General features: G+C 66.3%; 5 protein-coding genes. 3 read left to right on the top strand and 2 right to left on the bottom strand.

The window, feature by feature from the left end; all coding sequences use genetic code 11:
* The first annotated feature begins 3 nt into the window (after positions 1-3).
* Entirely contained in the window at positions 4-702 is a 699-nt protein-coding gene (gene lapG, locus NF616_RS01820; protein WP_252271338.1) for a cysteine protease LapG, read from the top strand.
* An 8-nt stretch (positions 703-710) separates the two neighbouring features.
* Positions 711-2,657: a cyclic di-GMP receptor LapD gene (gene lapD / locus NF616_RS01815; RefSeq protein WP_252271337.1), complete on the top strand. Its 1,947-nt coding sequence runs from the start codon at positions 711-713 to the stop codon at positions 2,655-2,657.
* A gap of 39 nt (positions 2,658-2,696) precedes the next feature.
* Here lapD and NF616_RS01810 read toward each other — a convergent pair whose 3' ends face one another.
* Entirely contained in the window at positions 2,697-3,038 is a 342-nt protein-coding gene (locus NF616_RS01810) for a tryptophan synthase subunit beta (RefSeq protein WP_252271336.1), read from the bottom strand.
* Between the two features lie 68 nt (positions 3,039-3,106).
* A complete protein-coding gene (locus tag NF616_RS01805; RefSeq protein WP_252271335.1) occupies positions 3,107-17,140 on the bottom strand; it encodes a retention module-containing protein in 14,034 nt (4,677 codons plus the stop codon).
* A gap of 459 nt (positions 17,141-17,599) precedes the next feature.
* Between NF616_RS01805 and NF616_RS01800 the strand changes: the two genes are divergently transcribed.
* Positions 17,600-18,955 (top strand): TolC family outer membrane protein, encoded by a 1,356-nt coding sequence (locus tag NF616_RS01800; protein ID WP_252271334.1) that lies wholly within the window; start codon positions 17,600-17,602, stop codon positions 18,953-18,955.
* The last annotated feature ends 51 nt before the right edge of the window (positions 18,956-19,006 follow it).

The raw sequence follows: 19,006 nt of genomic DNA, 5'->3' as shown, positions 1-19,006 counted from the left end.
CACATGCAGCTCCGGCCGCGCCTTCAAGGACGAGCCCCGTGCCGCCCGGCAGCTCGGCTGCTGCTCGGCGCCCTGCTCGTCCTGCTGCTGGCGTTCACGGCGCGGGCCAACTGGGACTTCGGCCTGGTGTTGCAGAAGGCCGAGCAGCGCTACGGCAACTTGGGCATGGCCAAGGGCCGTATCGAGGCCTGGGACGAGCTGATCCGCGCCAGCGAAAGCCTGCCGGAGAGCCAGAAGCTGGCCGCGGTGAACCGCTTCTTCAATCGCCAGTTCCGTTTCGCCGACGACATCCGCATCTGGCAGCTGAACGACTACTGGGCCACCCCCGTCGAGGCGCTGGTCAAGGGCGCCGGCGACTGCGAGGACTACTCCATCGCCAAGTACTTCACCCTGCGCCGCCTCGGCGTGCCCAGCGAGCGGCTGCGCATCACCTACGTCAAGGCCCTGCGCTACAACCAGGCGCACATGGTGCTCACCTATTACGCCAGCCCGGCCGCCGAGCCGCTGGTGCTGGACAACCTGATCGGCGAGATCCGCCCCGCCTCCCAGCGCAAGGATCTGCTGCCGGTCTACGCCTTCAATGCCGAGGGCCTGTACCTGCCGGGCCAGAGCGGCAGGAAGAGCGACACCAAGAAACTGTCGCGCTGGCAGGATCTGTTGAAAAAGATGCGAGCCGAAGGCTTCGACATCGGAGAAGGTTAGGAGAGCCTATGTCCCTGCTGAAACAGCTGTTTCTCGCCATCTGCCTGTTCCTCGTGGTGGCCTTCACGGGCAGCTTCGTCGCCAGCGTGGAGAACTCCCGCGAACAGTTGCTCAGCCAGCTGCGCTCCCACGCCCAGGACGCGGCCACGGCGCTGGGCCTGTCGATGACCCCGCACGTGGACGACCCGGCGATGATCGAGCTGATGGTCAATTCCATCTTCGACAGCGGCTATTTCGCCACCATCCGTGTGGTGCGCATCCCCGGCGAGGAGGTGATCGTCGAACGCAACGTGCCGCTCGGCTCGGACCGAGTGCCGCAGTGGTTCATCGATCTGGTCGACCTCGACCCGGAAGGCGGCGACGCGCTGATCATGCGCGGCTGGGAGCAGGCGGCGCGGGTCGAGGTGCTCAGCCATCCGCAGTTCGCCCTGGCCCGGCTGTGGGACGGCGCCATCGGCAGCCTGCTCTGGCTGCTGCTGTGCGGCGTGATCAGCGCCATCCTCGGCGGCTGGCTGCTGCGCACCCAGCTGCGCCCGCTGGACAACATGGTCAACCAAGCCCAGGCCATCAGCCGCCGCGAGTTCTTCACCCTGCCCCGCGTCCCGCGCACGCCCGAACTCAAGCGTGTGGTGCTGGCCATGAACCAGATGGTGGAGAAGCTCAAGCAGCTGTTCGCCGAAGAAGCCGCACGCAGCGAAAAACTGCGCGAGGAGGCCTATCAGGACAGCCTCACCGGCCTGGCCAACCGCCGCCTGTTCGAGATCAAGCTGGCCAACCAGCTAGCCGTGACCGAACAGAACGCCTCCGGGTACCTGATGATGCTGCGGGTCAACGACCTGGGCGGCCTCAACCAGCGCATGGGCGGCCAGCACACCGACGCGCTGATCTGCAGCATCGGCGACTTGCTCAAGCGCCTTCTGGAGCAGCGCGGCACGCCGGAATGGCTGGCCGCGCGCAGCCGCGGCGGCGAGTTCACCCTGCTCGCCCCCGGCCTGGCCACCGAGGACGCCGACCGCCTTGCAGCCGAACTGGCAGGAGGCCTGGATAGCCTGTGCCAGACCGGCGCCAGCGACTGCACGCCGGTGGCCCATCTGGGCATTGCCGCGTTCCGCCCGGGCGAGACCCCGGCCAACGTCATCGGCCGCGCCGACCAGGCCCTGGCCCAGGCACAGAGCAACGTCGGCAAGGCCTGGGAGCGGCTGGACGACTTCACCACCACCAACGGCCAGGGTCTGTACGACTGGCGTCGCTGGATCGACGATGCCCTCAACCAGAGCATGCTGCAGCTGTATTTCCAGCCGGTGGTCACTTGCGCCGATACCGAACGACTGCTGCACCGCAAGGTGCTGGCGCGCCTGCTGGCGCCGGACGGCGAGGCGGTGCCGGCGGGGCGCTTCCTGCCGTGGATCGAGCGCCTCGGCTGGACGGCACGCTTCGACCTGGCCATGCTCGAACACAGCCTGGCCCATCTGGCCAAGCATCCCCAGCCGCTGGCCCTCAGCCTGTCCGCCACCACCCTGCGCGACGCTGCCAGCCGCGAGCGCCTGCTGGACATGCTCAGGACCAACCCGCAGCAGGGCGACCTGATGACCCTGGAGCTGGACGAACGCTACCTGCCGCCGGCCGCCGAACTGGAGGCGCTGAGCCAGCAGATCCGCGAGGTCGGCTATCAGCTGGGGCTGCAGCACTTCGGTGGGCGCTTCAGCCTGATCGGCAACCTGACCCACCTGGGCCTGGCCTATCTGAAGATCGATGGCAGCTACATCCGCGGCATCGACCAGGAAAACGACAAGCGCGTGTTCATCGAGGCGATCTTCCGCGCCACCAACAGCATCGATCTGCCGCTGATCGCCGAGATGGTGGAAACCGAAGGCGAGCTGAACGTGCTCAGGGAACTGGGCCTGGACGGCGCCATGGGCCGGCTGATCGGTGCACCGGCGCCCTGGCAGGGCTGATCGGCGCGGTCGTATCGCGGCAGGGACGCCGCATGGCGATCAGAGCAGGTGGTGCTCGTCGTCGCCCAGCAGACCGCTGAGGCCCACGATCTCGGCGCGGGTCTCGGCGCGCCGGTCCAGCTTGCGCCGGGCCGCCTCGGGCAGGTCGGTATAGCGGATCAGCCCGCGCGCCACCAGCACGCCGACCACGTCCTCCAGCACGCGGACCAGTTCCAGGTCGGACTCCTTCAGGCTGGCCAGCCGGTCCTTCACCTCTTCGCGCGCCGACAGCCAGTTGTGCAACTCCTCGCTCTCAACCGCCAGCGTCTCCGTCATGCCCTCGAACGGATCGTGCTCCACCCGCAGCAGCCGTCCCTCGGCATCCCTTTGCGCGTACACCATGTGGTTTCCTCCAGGCATGAAAAGCCCGCTACCCCGTAAGGGTAGCGGGCCGCCGTACAAATGCCCGATCAGGCCGTTTTCAGTGCGTTGTCGTCCATGAGGTTGGTGATGATGGTCGCCTCGTTGGTGGTGGCGTACAGGGTCGACAGGTTGACGTTGTCCAGCACCACCTGCTGCTCGACCGGGCCCGCCGCCACCGAACGAACGCCGATGGTGGTGGTGCTACCGGAGAACGCGAAGTCCAGGTAGTTCTGCAGGTCGGTCGGGTTGCTGCCCACGCCCGACAGCAGCTGCGACAGGTCGAGGATGTCGGAGTTGGCTCCGCTGGCATCGATGTTGAAGTCGGTGATGTGGTCCACACCACCGCCCAGGCCGCCCTTCTGCCAGACGTAGGTGTCCTTGCCCGAACCGCCGGTCATGGTGTCGGCACCCTGCCCTCCGATCAGGAAGTCCGCGCCGCCGAGGCCGAACAGGCTGTCGTTGCCGCCGCCACCGGCCAGCAGGTTGGAACCGCCGTCGCCCGTCAGGACGTCGGCGAAGTTCGAGCCGATCAGGTTCTCCAGCTGGCTGAGGGTGTCGTTGCCCGCGCCGACCGTGTTCTGGGCACCGCCGACGCTCAGGCTGACCGTCACCCCGGCCGTCGCATCGACATAGGTGGCGGTGTCGACGCCGACGCCGCCGATCAGGGTGTCGTTGCCCGCACCACCGGCAAGTATGTCGTTGCCGCTGCCGCCGTTCAGGGTGTCGTTGCCACCCAAACCGATCAGTACGTCGTCGCCATCGCCACCGTTGAGCGTGTCAGCCGTGCCATTGCGCCCCAGCAGGATCTCGTTGCGGAAGGTGCCGTTGAGAGTTGCGACACCGCTGTTGCGGACAACCTCTACCGTCGCCGTATCCAGCGCCGAGCTGCCGTTCAACGATGCACCGTAGGTGAAGGCGCCGCCATCGCTGGAGTTGCCATCCTCAGTGAAAGTCACGGCGCCCGCGCCTAGCGCCGCCGAGCCGTCGGAAACGCCGGAGACATTCAGCACCGACAGCAGGCCACTGTTCGGACCGGTATCGTTGGCCAGCAGCGCCCAGGTGGGGATATTGATGACATCCGCCCCGGACTGAGTATCGACGTTGGTCAGCACCATGTCGTCGCGTACCACCATCGGACTCTGGCTGGGACTAATGCTGATATTGAGGCTGGCGGCCGCCGTATCGCCGTCGCTGTCCATCAGGATGAAGGCGATGGTCGCCACCACCACGGCGTTGACTGCGCTGGGCGGCGTGTAGGTGTAGGAACCGCTGAGCATGTTCACCGCGATGCTCGAACCGCCCCCCATGCTCACCGTCAGCGTATTGCCGGTGAGGCTGCCGTTATTGGCCCCCGGTCCGGACGCCGAGAAGCTGTTGCTCGCCTTGTCGTAGGTGTACAGCTTGCCGGCGATCTCGATGCTACGGACGAAACCGCCGTCATTGCCGAAGCCGCCGCCGTTGGTGAGGTTGCCGGGAATCGGCGAGGCCTGGGCCGTGGCGACCAAGGTGGCGGTCAGGTCGTTCAGGTCATCGACCACGATCGCATTGCTCTGGCTGCCGCCGTTGGTGCCGTTGTAGGCGATCGGGTTGAGCGCCGACGCGTCCACATTGGTGCCCATGCCCAGGGCATAGGCACGGATGTTGTTGGCGGTAAGGAAGTTGATCCAGGCCTGTTCCTCGGAGGCAGAGCCTCCATAGGGGGTCGGCCACCCCCAGGACGACCAGCCAGAGTTGGAGATGCCGGCATCGCCAACCGGCTCGTTGGGATAACCGTCCGAGAGGAAGTACGCGACGTTCTGCACGGTGCCGCTGGAGAGCTTGCCGCCGTCGTTATAGACGTTGATGGCGTCGATCAGGGCCGCGTCGTAGTTGGTATTGCCACCCGAACTGGTGGCGAGGATGGCCGCTTTGGCCTGCGCCACCGTGACCCAGGTGCTCTCGACATCCGCACCGGAGGAGAAGGTCACGAAGCTGATCCGCACGTCGCCCATGGCGTCGTACTGCTCCAGCAGTTCCAGCAGCGCGTTCTTCGCCACCTGCAGGCGATCCATGTCACCCACGCCGGAGTCGTCCGCCATGCTGCCGGACACATCCAGCACGATCAGCAGGTTGCTGCTGATGTTGACCGCGGCCTGTCCGGACTGGGTCTGGTTGGCCGCCGTCGGTGCATCGTCCCTGAAGCTGATTGCGTTGCCCAGGTTGAGCGTGGCGCTGCTGGTGTCGCCATCCTTGTCGGTAATGGTGGCGGTGAGCCGCACCAGATTGGCGGCCAGGCTGGTTTCCTGATCGGCACCGCTATTGGGTGTGTGCAGGATCGCCCGCTGCTGGTCGAGAGTGACCTGGCCATTGCCGCTGTTCACCGACAGAGTGAAGGCCACCGGCCCGCCGGCACCGACCTTGCCCACCACATTGCCGCCTTCGAGGTACAGCAGGATGCTGTTGCCGGTGGCGGAATCGTCCAGCCCGCTGTCCACCCCGGAGGAGCTGACGCCCAGGCTGTAGGTGGTGGTGCCTGCCCCATCGGCGCCGTACTGGCCATTGAAGGCCCCCGCGAAGGAGGCACTGGCGTTGGCGGCCAGGTTGGTTTCGTCCACCTGCAGCGAGTCGGCGCTGGCGGAGCCGGCCGAGACGGTCGGCACGTCATCTTCGATCTGCACCAGGAAGTCGCCCGCCAGCACAGCCGGTCCCGAGCCATTGCTGGCCTGCAGCACGCTGGCGAAATTCATCGCCAGCAGCTCGGCGTCGTCGCCATTGCCCTGCGGATGGTCGATCCGCTGGTTCAAGGTAAAGATGTAATCGCCGTTGCTCAGCACCTGCAGCGTGAATACGGTAGCCCCGGCCGCACCGGCCTTGGCCGTCAGGGTGCTGCCCGACACGCTGTAGACCAACGCCACGCCACCCGAGCTGGCAGACGCCAGCCCTCCGGTGTTGCCGGAGAGGCTGAACTGCACGCCGGTCGGCGCGCCGACCAACAGCTCGCCGAGGTTGCCGGTGGCGACGGTGGTCACCCCGTCCCCATCGGAAATGCCGCCGGACAGCTCGTCCTCGTCGACCTTGGCCACCAGCGGGCCGGTGTCTTCCACGTAGACGGTCAGGGTGGAGGTGGAGGGATCGCCGTCCTTGTCCACCAGGGTGTAGGTGAAGGTTTCGCTCTGGTCGCCGCTGACGCTGCCGGGCGCACGGTAGCTCCACGCCCCATTGGCGAAGTTGAAGCTCAGCCGGCCGCCATCCGCGGTGACGATGTTGCTCAGCTGGCTGCCGGCGATGTTCGCCCCGCTGCTCGGATCGATGGTGCCGACGCCATCCCAGACGTAGGTGATGCCGTTGATCTCGATGGACTGGATGCGACCGGGGCCATCGGCGCCGTAACCGTCATCGTCGCCACCGCCGACGGCGTTGTCGCTGCCCAGCAGGACGTTGCCGCTGACCAGGCCGCCGACGACCTGATCGACCAGGGTATCGACCAAGTCGTCGAAGTCGTCGACCCGCAGCGGGTCGTTGTTCGGGCCGGCATCCAGGTCGACGTCCTCCAGCCGGTCATCGTCGATTCCGTCACCGACGCCGATGGTGGTGACGGTGATGTCGTGGTCTTCGATGTACTCGTCCCACGCGGTTCGGGTGGTGCTATTCAGCGAATTGCCGCCAGGGCCGGTCTGCTGGTTGGGATTGCCGTCGCTGATGAACACCACCTGGTTGTTCCAGCCCACCAGCGGCTGGTAGGCGGCGATGGTCTCCTGGATCGCGTCGGTGAAGTCGGTTTCGTCGTCCAGCGGCCGTGTGCCGCCCGGCTCCGCCGGGTTGAGCGAGTTCACCAGGGCGGTGAAGGCGGCGACGTTCTCGACGACCGGATAGGATAGCGAGTCACTGGAGAAGGCCACGATCTGCACCTTGACCTCGCCGGTCGCGGTGGCGAATAGCTCCTGCCCCGCCGTACGCACGGCATCCAGCATCTGATCCAGTTCGCTGTTGCTGATGCTGCCGCTGAAGTCGAGGACGAATACCAGGTTGATGTCCTCGGTCTGGCCGGTCGACACGTAGGCGGTGTCGTTCTGCGAGACCGGCGAATCGTCGTCGACGTTGATCGACAGAGTACCGGTGGCGTTGTCGCCGTCCTTGTCGGTGACCCGGTAGGTCAGCTCGAAGGCCTGGTTATTCTCCTGGTTGGCCTCGGCGTGCCGGATCGGCGCGTTCTGGGTGACGCTGTAGGCGCCCGTGGTGGCGTTCAGCGTCACGGTCAGCACCGTGGCGCCGCCCTGCTTGATCAGCAAGGCGCCGCCGGGGCCCGACTCGTAGCTGAAGCCGCTGGGGCTGCCGCTGGTGAGCCAGCTCACGCTGCCGGCTCCGTCGGCGCCGAAGTTCAGCGCCAGGGTGCCGTTCACGTTTACCGCATTGGCATCGTCACTGCCGCCCGGACCGCCGGGAATGCCATTGGCCAGCGCATCGTCGTCCAGCCGCACCACGGAATTGCTGCCGGTGCTCGGGCCGTCGTCGCGGAAGCTGATGGCGGCGCCCAGGTTGACGGTGGCGGTGGCGCTGTCGCCGTCCTTGTCGGTGAGGGTCGCGGTCAATTGCACCAGGCCGGAGAAGCCGAGGCTGGACTCCTGGTCGGCGCCGTTATTGGGTGAATGGACGATCGAGCGTTGCTGGTCGAGCGTGACCTGGCCAGCGCCGTTCACCGCGACGGTGAAGGACACCTCCCCGCTCGGCCCGCCGACCCGCCCGACGACCACGCCGCCCTCCTTGTACAGCAGGATGCTGCTGCCGGTGGCCGAGTCGTCCAGGCCGCTGTCCACGCCAGTCGAACTCACGTCCAGGCTGTACGTGGTGGCGCCTGCGCCATCGCCGCCGGGGTTGCCGCTGAACAGGCCGGCGAAGTTGACGGTGGCATCGGTACCCAGGACCGTTTCGTCGACTTGCAGGGAATTGGCGGTGGCGGAGCCGGCCGAGAGGGTCGGCACGTCATCCTCGATGTGCACCAGGAAGTCGCCGGCCAGGGCGACCGATGTCGCTCCGTTGGTGGCCTGCAACAGGCTGGCGAAGTTCATCACCACCAGCTCGTTGTCGTCACCGTTGCCCAGCGGATGATCGATCGGCTGGCTGAGGGTGAAGGTGTAGTCGCCGTCGCTGTCCACCGTCAGGGTGAACACGGTCGAGCCGGTTGCCCCGGCCTTGGCGGTCAGGGTGTTGCCCGACACGCCGTAGACCAGCGCCACGCCGCCGGAGCTGGCAGGTGCCAGCCCCGCGGTGTTGCCGGAGAGGCCGAACTGCACCCCGGCCGGAGAGCCGACGACCAGTTCGCCGAGATTGCCGGTGGCCACGGTGGTGACCGTGTCGCCATCGGAGATGCCGGTGGGCAGCTCGTCCTCGTCGACCTTGGCGATGACCGGGCTGAGGTCCTCCACATAGACGGTCAGCGTGGCGCCGGACGGGTCGCCGTCCTTGTCGACGATGACGTAGTCGAAGGCCTCGACCTGGTCGCCGCTGGCGCTGGCGGGCGCACGGTAGGTCCAGGCGCCGGTGGCGAAGTCGAAGTCCAGCTTGCCACCGGAGGCGGTGGCGATGCCGGTCAGCTGGCTGCCGGCGATGTTGGCTCCGCTGCTCGGATCGATGGTGCCCACGCCGTCCCAGACGTACGTGACGCCGTTGATCTCGATGGACAGGATCCGTCCAGCGCCGTCGGCGCCGAAGCCGTCGTCGTCACCACCGCCCACGGCGTTGTCGCTGCCCAGCAGCACATTTCCGCTCACCAGGCCGCCCACCACGTCGTCGAGCAGGGTATCGACCAGATCGTCGAAGTCATCGGCGCGCAGTGCGTCGTTCGAGCCACTATCGATATCAATGTCTTCCAGGCGAGCGTCGTCGATGTCGTTACCGACCCCGATGGCGGTGACGTTGATGCTGTTGTTGGCGACGAAGTCGGCCCACTGGCTGGCCGTCGGCTCGATCAGCGACGGTGCGCCGCCGGGGCCGGTCTGCTCGTTGGGGTTGCCGTCGCTGATGAACACCACCTGGTTGTTCCACCCCGGCAGCGGGGTGTAGGCGCTCATGGTTTCCTGAATCGCATCGGCGAAGTCGGTGGTGCTGTGCACCGGACGGGTACCGCCCTCGACCGGGTTGATCGAGGCGATGAGCGCGGCGAAATCGGCGAAGTTGTCGATCGCCGGGTAGGATCTCGAGTCGTCCGAGAAGGCGACGATCTGCACTTTCACCTCACCGGTCGCGGTGCTGAACAGCTCCTGGCCGGCGGTGCGCACGGCATCGAGCATCTGGTCCAGCTCGATGTCGCTGATGCTGCCGCTGAAGTCGAGGACGAACACCATGTTGATGTCCTCGGTCTGGCCGTTGGCACCGAAGGCCACGTCGTCCCGGGCAACCGGGGTGTCGTCGTCGACATCGATGTTCAGCGTGCCATTGACCGTGTCGCCGTCCTTGTCGGTGACCTGGTAGCTCAGGGTGAAGCCCTGGTTGTTCTCCAGGTTGGCGTCGGCATGGCGGATAGCCGCGTTCTGCGTCACGCCGTACTCACCGGTGGCGGTGTTCAGCGCCAGGGTCAGCACCGTGGTGCCGCCCTGCTTGACCAGCAGCTGCGAGCCATCGGCGCTGGCCTGGTAGGTGAAGCCACCCGGCGCGCCCGAATCCAGCCATTTCACCGTGCCGGCACCGTCGGCGCCGAAGCTGTGGTTCAGGGTGCCTGTCAGGTTCAGCGCGTCGGCGTCGTCGGTGGCGCCGGGGCCGCCGGGGATGCCGTTAGCCAGGGCGTCATCGTCCAGCCGCACCGCAAGGTTGCTGGTGACGCTGGGACCGTCGTCCTTGAAGCTGATGGCGTGGCCGAGGTTGACGGTGGCCGAGTCGCTGTCGCCATCCCGGTCGGTCATGGTGGCGGTCAGCTGCACCATGTTGGCGTTGGCCAGGCTGGCTTCCTGATCCGCCGTGGTGTTGGGGTCATGCTCGATGGCGCGCAGCTGGTCCAGCTTGACCACGCCGTTGCCATCGACCGACAGGCGGAAGGCAATAGCGCCGCCCGAGCCGCCGACGCGACCGACCACGTCGTTACCATCCATGTACAGGCGAATATTCTGGCCGGTGGCGCTGTCGTCCAGCCCGCTGTCGGCGCCGCTGCTGCTGACGCCCAGGCTGTAGGTCAGCGTGCCCGCCCCATCGGCGCCATAGCTGCCGCTGAAGTTGCCGCTGAAGTCCTGCGAGGCATCGGTCGCCAGGAAGCTTTCATCCACCTGCAGACTGTCGGTGGAGGCGGCGCTGGCATTCAGGGTCGGGCCGTCGTCGCGGAAGCTGATGGCGTTGCCCAGGTTGATGGTGGCCGAGTCGCTGTCACCGTCCTTGTCGGTGATGGTGGCGCTGAGCTGGATCAGGTTGGCGGACGCCAGGCTGGTTTCCTGATTGCTGCCGGTGTTCGGCGAATGGACGATCGCCCGCTGCTGGTCGAGGGTGACCACGCCGGTGGCGGGATTCACCGAGACGGTGAACGACACTTCGCCCGTGGGGCCACCGACCCGGCCGACGATCACTCCGCCCTCGTTGTACAGCAGGATGTCCTGCCCGGTGGCGGTGTCGTCCAGCCCGCTGTTGGCACCGGCCGCGCTGACATTCAGGCCGTACACCGTGTTACCGGCACCGTCGGCGCCGTAGTCGCGAGCGAAGCTGCCGGAGAAGTCGGTGCTGTCGTTGACGGCCAGGCTGGTCTCGTCCACCTGCAGGCTGTCACTGGCCGGGGTACGCCCGTCGATCTCGGGAGCATCGTCTTCGAAGGCCAGGCTCTGGCCGATGTTGATGGTCGCGCTGGCGTCGTCGCCGTCCTTGTCGGTGATGGTGGCGGTCAGCTTGATCAGCTCGGCCGCGGCCAGGAAGGCGGTCTGATCGGGACCGGCGTTGGGTTCGTGGAGGATCGCACGCTGCTGATCCAGGGTGACGTCGCCGCTGCCGTCGACCGAGACGCGGAAGGCGATGGCACCGCCCGCTCCACCGACGCGGCCAACTACATCACCACCCTGCATGTACAGGAGGATGTCCTGGCCGCTGGCCGAGTCCCGCAGCCCGCTGTCGGCGCCAGTGGCGCTGATGCTCAGGCCGTAGTCGATGTCGCCTGGGCCGTCGGCGCCGAAATTGCCACTGAACAGGCCGCTGAAGTCATCCGTGTCGTTACTACCCAAGGCACTCTCATCCACCCGCAGGGTACCTACCGAGGCGGCGCTGCCGGTGATGCTCGGGGCGTCGTCCTTGAAGCTGATGGCGTTGCCGAGGTTGAGCACCGCGCTGCTGCTGTCGCCGTCATCGTCGACGATGGTGCCGACCAGACGGATCTGGTCCGCTGCCGCCAGGCTGGCTTCCTGATCCGGCCCGCTGTCGGGGCTGTGCTCGATGGCGCGGATCTGATCCAGCGTCACCTCGCCGGTGGCGGCGTTGACCGACACGCGGAAGGCGACCGTACCGAGGTAGTTGCCGACCCGGCCGACCACGTCGTCGCCGTCCGTGTACAGACGGATACTCAGCCCGGTGGCCGAATCGTTCAGGCCGGTATCCGTGCCGTTGCTGACCTGCAGGGCATAGGTCGTGGTGCCGGGGCCGTCGCCGCCGAACAGCTCGGTGAACTGGGCGCTGAAGTCGGTGGTGGCATTGGTCGCCAGGCTGCTTTCGTCCACCTGCAACGCGTCATCCGGCTCGGTGCCCGGCTGCAGGACAGGCAGGTCATCCTCGATCTGAATCAGGAAGCCACCGGCCAGGGCGACCGGAGATCCGCCGCTGGTGGCCTGCAGGATGCTGGCGAAATCCAGCACCAGCAATTCGTTGTCATCGGTGCCGGGGGTGGGATGATCCAGCGGGCCGAGCAGGGTGAAGGTGTAATCGCCGTTGCCGCTCACCTCCAGGGTGAACACGGCCGGGCCGCCCACACCCGCGGTGGCAGTCAGCACGTTACCGGCAACGCTGTAGACCAGCCCAACACCATTCGAGGTGGCGCCATCCAGGCCGCTGGTGTCGCTGGACAGGCTGAACTGCGCGGCGACCGGCGGGCCGACGATCAGGTCGGCCAGGTTGCCGGTGGCTACGGTATTGACCGCATCGCCGTCGGTGTTGCCGGACGGCAGCTCGTCCTCGTCGACACGGCCTAGCACCGGGCTGGTGTCTTCGACGTAGACGTTCAGGGTGGCGGACGAGGGATCGCCGTCGTTGTCGACGATGGTGTAGGTGAAGCTCTCCACCTTGTCGCCGGCCGGATTGCTCGGCGCCTGGTAGCTCCAGGCACCGGTGGCGAAATTGAAGCTGAGCTTGCCGCCCGCGGCGGTGGCGATTTCCGTCAGTTGCTCGTCGCCATCGGCCACTCCATCCCAGCTGTAGGTGGCGCCGTCGATCACGATGGACTGGATCTGGCCGGGGCCATCGGCGCCGAAGGCATCGTCGTCACCGCCGCCGACGACGTTGTCGCCGCCCAGCAGCACATTGCCGCCGACCAGGCCGACGACGACCTGATCGACCAGGGTATCGACCAGGTCATCGAAGTCGTCCACACGCAGCGGGTCGTTGGGCCCACCGTCCACGTCGATGTCCGCTAGCCGCGGATCGTCGATGTCGTTGCCGACGCCGATGGCGGTGACGTTGATGCCGTTACCGTTGACGAAGTCGCTCCACTGGGTCGCGGTCGGCTCGGACAGCGACGGCGCGCCGCCGGGGCCTCCGGTCTGCTCGTTGGGGTTGCCGTCGCTGATGAACACCACCTGGTTGCTCCAGCCCGGTATCGGGCTGTAGGCGGCCATGGTCTCCTGGATGGCATCGGTGAAATCGGTGGTGCTGTGTACCGGGCGGGTGCCGCCCTCGGCAGGATTGATCGAATTCACCAGGGCGATGAAGTCGGCGAGGTTGTCGATCGGCGGGTACGACACCGAGTCGCCGGAGAACGCGACGATCTGGACGCGGATGTCGCCGTCGGAATCATTGAACAGCGCTTGGCCGGCGGCACGTACGGCGTCGAGCATCTGGTCCAGCTCGATGTTGTTGATGCTGCCGCTGAAGTCCAGCACGAACACCATGTTGACGTTCTGCGCCTGGCCGGCGAGGACGGTGGCGCTATCGTTCTGCGCCACGGGAATGTCGTCCTCGACGTCGATCACGAAGCTGCCGGGCGCGAAGCCATCCACCGGGTCGCCGTCGCCATCGGTGGCGCTGAGCACGCCGGAGAAGTCGATCGGCAGCCCCAGCAGCTGGTCGTCATCGGTGCTCCCGGGGCGCAGATGGTCGAGCGGCCCTTGCAGCAGGAACTCGTAGCTGCCGTCGGCATTCACCGTCAGGGTGAAGACCGGGTTGCCGCCCGCGGTGGCGGTGAGCACGTTGCCCACCACCGAGTAGCTCAGCGGCGTGGCGTCGGAGGTCAGGCCCTGGGCTTGCAGGGTGGCAATGGCGGCCGGATCGTCGTTCAGGCCGAAGTCGCCGGGGCCGTCGGCACCGAAGTCGACCAGGGCATTGAGGGCGCCAACACCGCCGGACACCGAGGTGCCCTCGCCATCGCCATCACCGATGCCGTTCGCCAGCTCATCCTCGTCCACCTCGCCCAGCACCAGGGGAATCGGATTCTGCTCCGCGTCGTACTGCAGCGGCCTGGCCGCCGGCACGTCGTCCTGTACGTCGACGGCAAAACTGCCCGGCGGGAAGCCGCCGACCAGCGGGTCGCCGTCGCCATCGGTCGCGGTGAGGATGCCGGAGAAGTCGATGCCCAGGCCCGGCAGGTCTTCCAGATCGTTGCCATCCGCATTCGGATGATCGATCGGCCCCTGCAACTGGAAGGTCCAGCTGCCGTCCGCGTTGACTGTCAGGGTGAAGATGGTTTCGCCGCCGGCGGTGGCGATGAGCACGCCACCGACCAGGGCATAGGCCAGCGGCTCGCCGCCGGAAGTCAGGTTTTGCAGCGTCATCGAACTCAGGTCGGCGGACAGGCCGAACACGCCCGGGCCGTCGGCGCCGAAGTCGACCAGCGCCGACAGCGAGCCGGCCGGGCCGGACACGCTGGTGGTCTGCCCGCCTTCCGCGTTGCCGTCATGCGGCGCGCCGCCGCCTACGCTGAGGGCGTCCTCGTGGACCATCGCACCCTGCCAGTCCACCTGGATGTTGATGTCGTTGAAATCGCCATCGCCACCGGCGCTGACGTCTTCCCAGTTCTGGTTGCCGGGGGCGCCGTTGTCGGTGAACTGTGCGCTGCCGTTCGGGTTGAGCGCCGGGTTGTCGAACAGCACATTGGCGCCACCGCTGCCCACCAGCGGCTGGCCATTGAGGAAGGCTTGCCACTCGCCAGCGACCTCGACGAAGGTCAGCTCGGCGCCATTTTTGTAGCCGGCCAGCGGGTTGTTCGCCGCGCCGTTGGGAATGATGAAGAAGCCGATGGAATCCGGGTTCACGCCTTCCAGCTGGATGGGCGCACCCACCGCCTGCACGTTGGCCCAGACGATGGTACCGCCAACCGGGTTGCCCAGAGCGTCCTTGACGTAATAGCCATAGGTATTGGCATAGCCCGCGTCGCCGCCCTCCAGGCTCACCGTCAGCGTGGTGCCCACGGCAACGCCGCCGTTGAGCACCGGCACGTCGTCCTGCACGTCGATGGCGAAACTGCCCGGCGGGAAGCCCCCCACCAGCGGGTCGCCGTCGCCATCGGTGGCGGCCAACACGCCGGAGAAGTCGATGCCCAGACCCGGCAGATCTTCGGCATCGTTGCCATCCTTCTGCGGATGATCGATGGGCCCCTGCAGCTCGAAGGCCCAGCTGCCATCCTCGTTCACCGTGAGGGTGAAGACGGGTTCGCCGCCGGCAGTGGCGGTGAGCACGTTGCCCACCACGGCGTAGGCCAGGGGCACGCCACCGGAGGTCAGGTTCTGCAGGTTCAGCGAGCTCAGGTCGCCGGAAATACCGAAGTCGCCCGGACCGTCGCCACCGAAGTTGACCAGCGCCGACAGCGAGCCGGCCGGGCCGGACACCGTGGTGGTCTGCCCGCCTTCCGCGTTGCCATCGTGCGGCGCGCCGTCGCCGGTGCTCAGCGCATCCTCGTGGACCAGGCCGAGCACCTGCGGGAATTCCTGCTCCTCGCCGCCGCCAACGGCCACCGGCACGTCGTCCTGAACATCGATGGCGAAGCTGCCCGGCGGGAAGCCGCCCACCAGCGGGTCGCCGTCGCCATCGGTGGCGGTCAACACGCCGGAGAAGTCGATGCCCAGGGCCGGCAGGTCTTCGGCATCGTTGCCATCGGCATCCGGATGATCGATGGGCCCCTGCAACTCGAAGGCCCAGCTGCCATCCTCGTTCACCGTGAGGGTGAAGACGGGTTCTCCACCGGCGGTGGCGGTGAGCACGTTGCCCACTACGGCGTAGGCCAGGGGCACGCCGCCGGAGGTCAGGTTCTGCAGGTTCAGCGAGCTCAGGTCGCTGGAAATACCGAAGTCGCCCGGACCATCGGCCCCGAAATTGACCAGCGCCGACAGCGATCCGGCAGGGCCGGACACCGTGGTGGTCTGCCCGCCTTCCGCGTTGCCGTCGTGCGGCGCGCCATCGCCAGTGCTCAGTGCATCCTCATGGACCAGGCCGAGTACCTGCGGGAACTCCTGCTCCTCGCCGCCGCCGACCAGCTGCGGCACGTCGTCTTCCACATCAATGACGAAGCTGCCTTCGCCGAACGCACCCACCGGGTCGCCATCGCCGTCCACCGCGGACAGCAGGCCGGAGAAGTCGATCGGCAACTCGAGCGATTCGTCATCGTTGCCGTCTGCGGTCGGGTGATCCAGTTGCCCGACCAGGGTGAAGGTGAAGCTGCCGTCGGCGCCCACTTCCAGGGTAAAGATGGTTTCGTCGCCGGCCGAGGCGGTCAGTACGTTGCCCACCAGGCTGTAGCTGAGGGCTGTTCCGCCGGAGCTGAGCCCCTGGGACTCGAGACCGGCAATGGCGCTCGGACTTCCCGACAGCCCGAAGCTGCCGAGCCCGTCGGCGCCGAAGTTGACCATAGCGCCAAGCGCGCCCGGGCCGCCGCTGGCGACGTTGGTTACCGAGTCGCCATCGCCGATGCCATCGGCAGTCTCGTCCTCATCGACGGAAACCGACACCTGGGCACCCTCGCCCTCGGCGAGTTCAGGGCCGTCGTCATTGACCAGCACGTCCAGCTGCACGGTCGGCGATACATCGCCATCCGCGTCGAACATGCGCACGGCGAAGCTCTCGCCGACCTGGTCGGCGGCGCCGGTCGCGCCGGGATTGCCGTGGTCGAGGGTGTTGTCGGTGAGCGTGTAGGTCCAATTGCCGGCCGCATCCACCGTCAGGACGCCGTATTGGCCCTGCACCACACCGCCATTGGTGACGTCGATCCAGTTGCCGTCGACGTCCTGGATTTCGATGGCGGAAACGCCATCGGGGGAATCGATGATCAGCGAACCGAAAGCCTGCTCGGCATCGCTGTCGGGATTGGTGCCGTCGGAAAGACCTTCCTCGTCGACGACCGCCGGGCCGGTGACGATATTGCCCTGGGCATCTTCGTACTCTACGTCGATGGAAGGGGTGGAATCCGCCGCCAAGTCTGCGGTGGCGAAGATCTCCGGATCAGGGAATTCGGGGCCGCTGTTGAAGCCTGCGGTAGGGAAGCCGATCACCGGATCGAGCGCGCCACCAACGGCATTCAGCAGGACGAAACTGTGACCGCCGCCAATGCCACCGGCACCGCCCGCGCCACCAGCGCCCGGGCCTGCCGCGGTGGCCTCGCCGACCTGCGTCGGGTCGACGCCCGCCTCGATTGCGGCCTGCAGCTGTTCGACATCGGTGAGGTCGTCGTCGGAGGGTGCGGCTGGCTCTTGCGCCTGGTTCTGGGCGCCACGGCCATCGCCACCGGCCAGCATCTGCTCGTTGAGGGCGAGGCTGCTGTCGCGCCCCACCGTCAGCATCTCGCCGTTGGCGAGAGAGATCGCAACCGCGCCGGCGGCGCCGGTGACCAGTTGTTCGCCGGCATAGACGCGATCGCCTTCGATTAGCGGTCTGCGCGATCCATCGCCGGCTACCGCGAAGACTTCGCCGACGACCTGACTGACGACACCTATCAAAGTAGCCATGATTCCTTCCTCCGCACTACAGCTGCCGACCACGTCGACAGGTTTCAAAAGGGGTCAAATCACCTTCCGAACCGGGGGTATGCGCGAAGAAAACCCTGAGAATCGAGCGGTGCGCCTGCTCGTTAATGTCAAATGCGACAAAAAAGTGTCGCTCCAACTGCACCGGCCTACTCCTTCAGAAACATCCCCGCCCCTTATGTTCCAAAACTGCATTTGACCGACTGGTTAGTCGCGAAAAGGCCTGAAGGCCCCGTTTTTCGCGGCTTGCGGAAGAAACAATGTGCTGGTTCTCACAGAGTGCATAAGACTTTTTCCTCATAACTCTTGTGAAGAATTCTTCTTAGCTTCCTGTGCAGATGTTCTTAGCTGTGATGTTACAGGCCTGATGCGCCCGGCCAGACGAGAAATCGTCAGTTTTTTGGCGACAGGAACCGAGCATTACTAATAAGGAGAAACCTCATGCGCGTTCTGAAACCGCTCTGCAATGGCATTTTGCTGGCCATTGCCTGCACCCAGGCCCAAGCCATGACGCTCTCGGAAGCGATCCAGAGCACCATCGACAATCATCCCGAGCTGCATGCCAGCATGAATGATCGTCTCTCCGCGGATGAGGAAGTGAAGATCGCCAGGGGCGGCTACCTGCCTACCGTCGATCTGCTCATGGGCTACGGCCGCGAGCAGACCGATAGCCCGAGCACCCGTGCACTCGGCGACCACAACAAGGAAACGCTGAACTATCGCGATGCCGAGCTGCGCCTGCGGCAGATGCTGTTCGACGGCTTCAACACCCCGAACGAAGTGGCCCGCACCGAATCGGTGGTCGACTCGCGCGCCTATTACGTGCTCGGCACCTCCGAGAGCCTGGCCCTGCGCACCGTCGAGGTCTATCTGGAGGTGCTCAAGCGCCGCGAGATGGTGACCCTGGCGCAGAACAACCTGCAGGCGCACCAGCGCATCGGCGATCAGATCGGCCTGCGCAGCGAGCGCGGCGTGGGCAGCGCTGCGGACCTGGACCAGTCCGAGGCGCGTTTGGCCCTGGCCGAGAACAATCTCTATACCGAGCAGGTCAACCTGGCGGACGCTGAGGCCAACTTCTTCAGCGCCACCGGACGCATGCCGAGCGAACTGGAGACCCCCGCCACCATCAAGGGCGAGATGCCGGCCGACCTGCTCGCCGCGCGCCAGGCGGTGGTCGACAACAACCCCTTCCTCAAATCCGCCCAGGCCGACGTGCACGCCGCGGAGAAACAATATGAAGTGGCCAAGTCGCCCTTCTACCCGCGCTTCGATCTGGAGCTGGCCACCACTGCCGACGACAACGTGCAGGGCGACGAGGGCCATTACAACACCTGGCGCGCCGCCGTGGTGATGAACTACAACCTGTTCAACGGCATGCGCGACAAGGCCCGCCTGCAATCGGCCGCGCACCAGATCAACCAGTCCATGGACATCCGCAACAACGCGCTGCGGGTACTCAACGAGAACCTCTCGCTGGCCTGGAACGCGATGGAAAACTCGCGCCTGCAGACCCCCAAGGCGCGGGACTACGCGGAATACACCTCGCGGGTGCGCGAGGCCTACCAGCAGCAGTTCGGCCTCGGGCAACGCACCCTGCTCGACCTGCTGGACAGCGAGAACGAACTGTTCACCGCCAATCGCCGCTATACCGAGGTGCGTTACACCGAGGAGTTCTCCATGTATCGCGTCATCGCGGCCATGGGCGAACTGCTCAGGAAGCAGAACATCGCAGTCCCAGCCGAAGCTGTAGCCCTCACCGAAGTGAAGAGCGAAGCCCGCCTGCCGGACATGAAGTAAGTACCGGCCAGCTGCCCGCATCTGGCGGGCAGCGCTGAGGAGTAGTGACTG

This window comes from Pseudomonas subflava (assembly GCF_023823685.1).
Taxonomy (GTDB): Bacteria; Pseudomonadota; Gammaproteobacteria; order Pseudomonadales; family Pseudomonadaceae; genus Aquipseudomonas; species Aquipseudomonas subflava.
This window is presented reverse-complemented; position numbering and strand designations above follow the sequence as displayed.

Bases quoted from the DNA above. Each gene is read 5' to 3' on its own strand.
- lapG (WP_252271338.1), top strand. From the start codon at position 4: ATGCAGCTCCGGCCGCGCCTTCAAGGACGAGCCCCGTGCCGCCCGGCA.
- lapD (WP_252271337.1), top strand. From the start codon at position 711: ATGTCCCTGCTGAAACAGCTGTTTCTCGCCATCTGCCTGTTCCTCGTG.
- NF616_RS01810 (WP_252271336.1), bottom strand. From the start codon at position 3,038: ATGGTGTACGCGCAAAGGGATGCCGAGGGACGGCTGCTGCGGGTGGAG.
- NF616_RS01805 (WP_252271335.1), bottom strand. From the start codon at position 17,140: ATGGCTACTTTGATAGGTGTCGTCAGTCAGGTCGTCGGCGAAGTCTTC.
- NF616_RS01800 (WP_252271334.1), top strand. From the start codon at position 17,600: ATGCGCGTTCTGAAACCGCTCTGCAATGGCATTTTGCTGGCCATTGCC.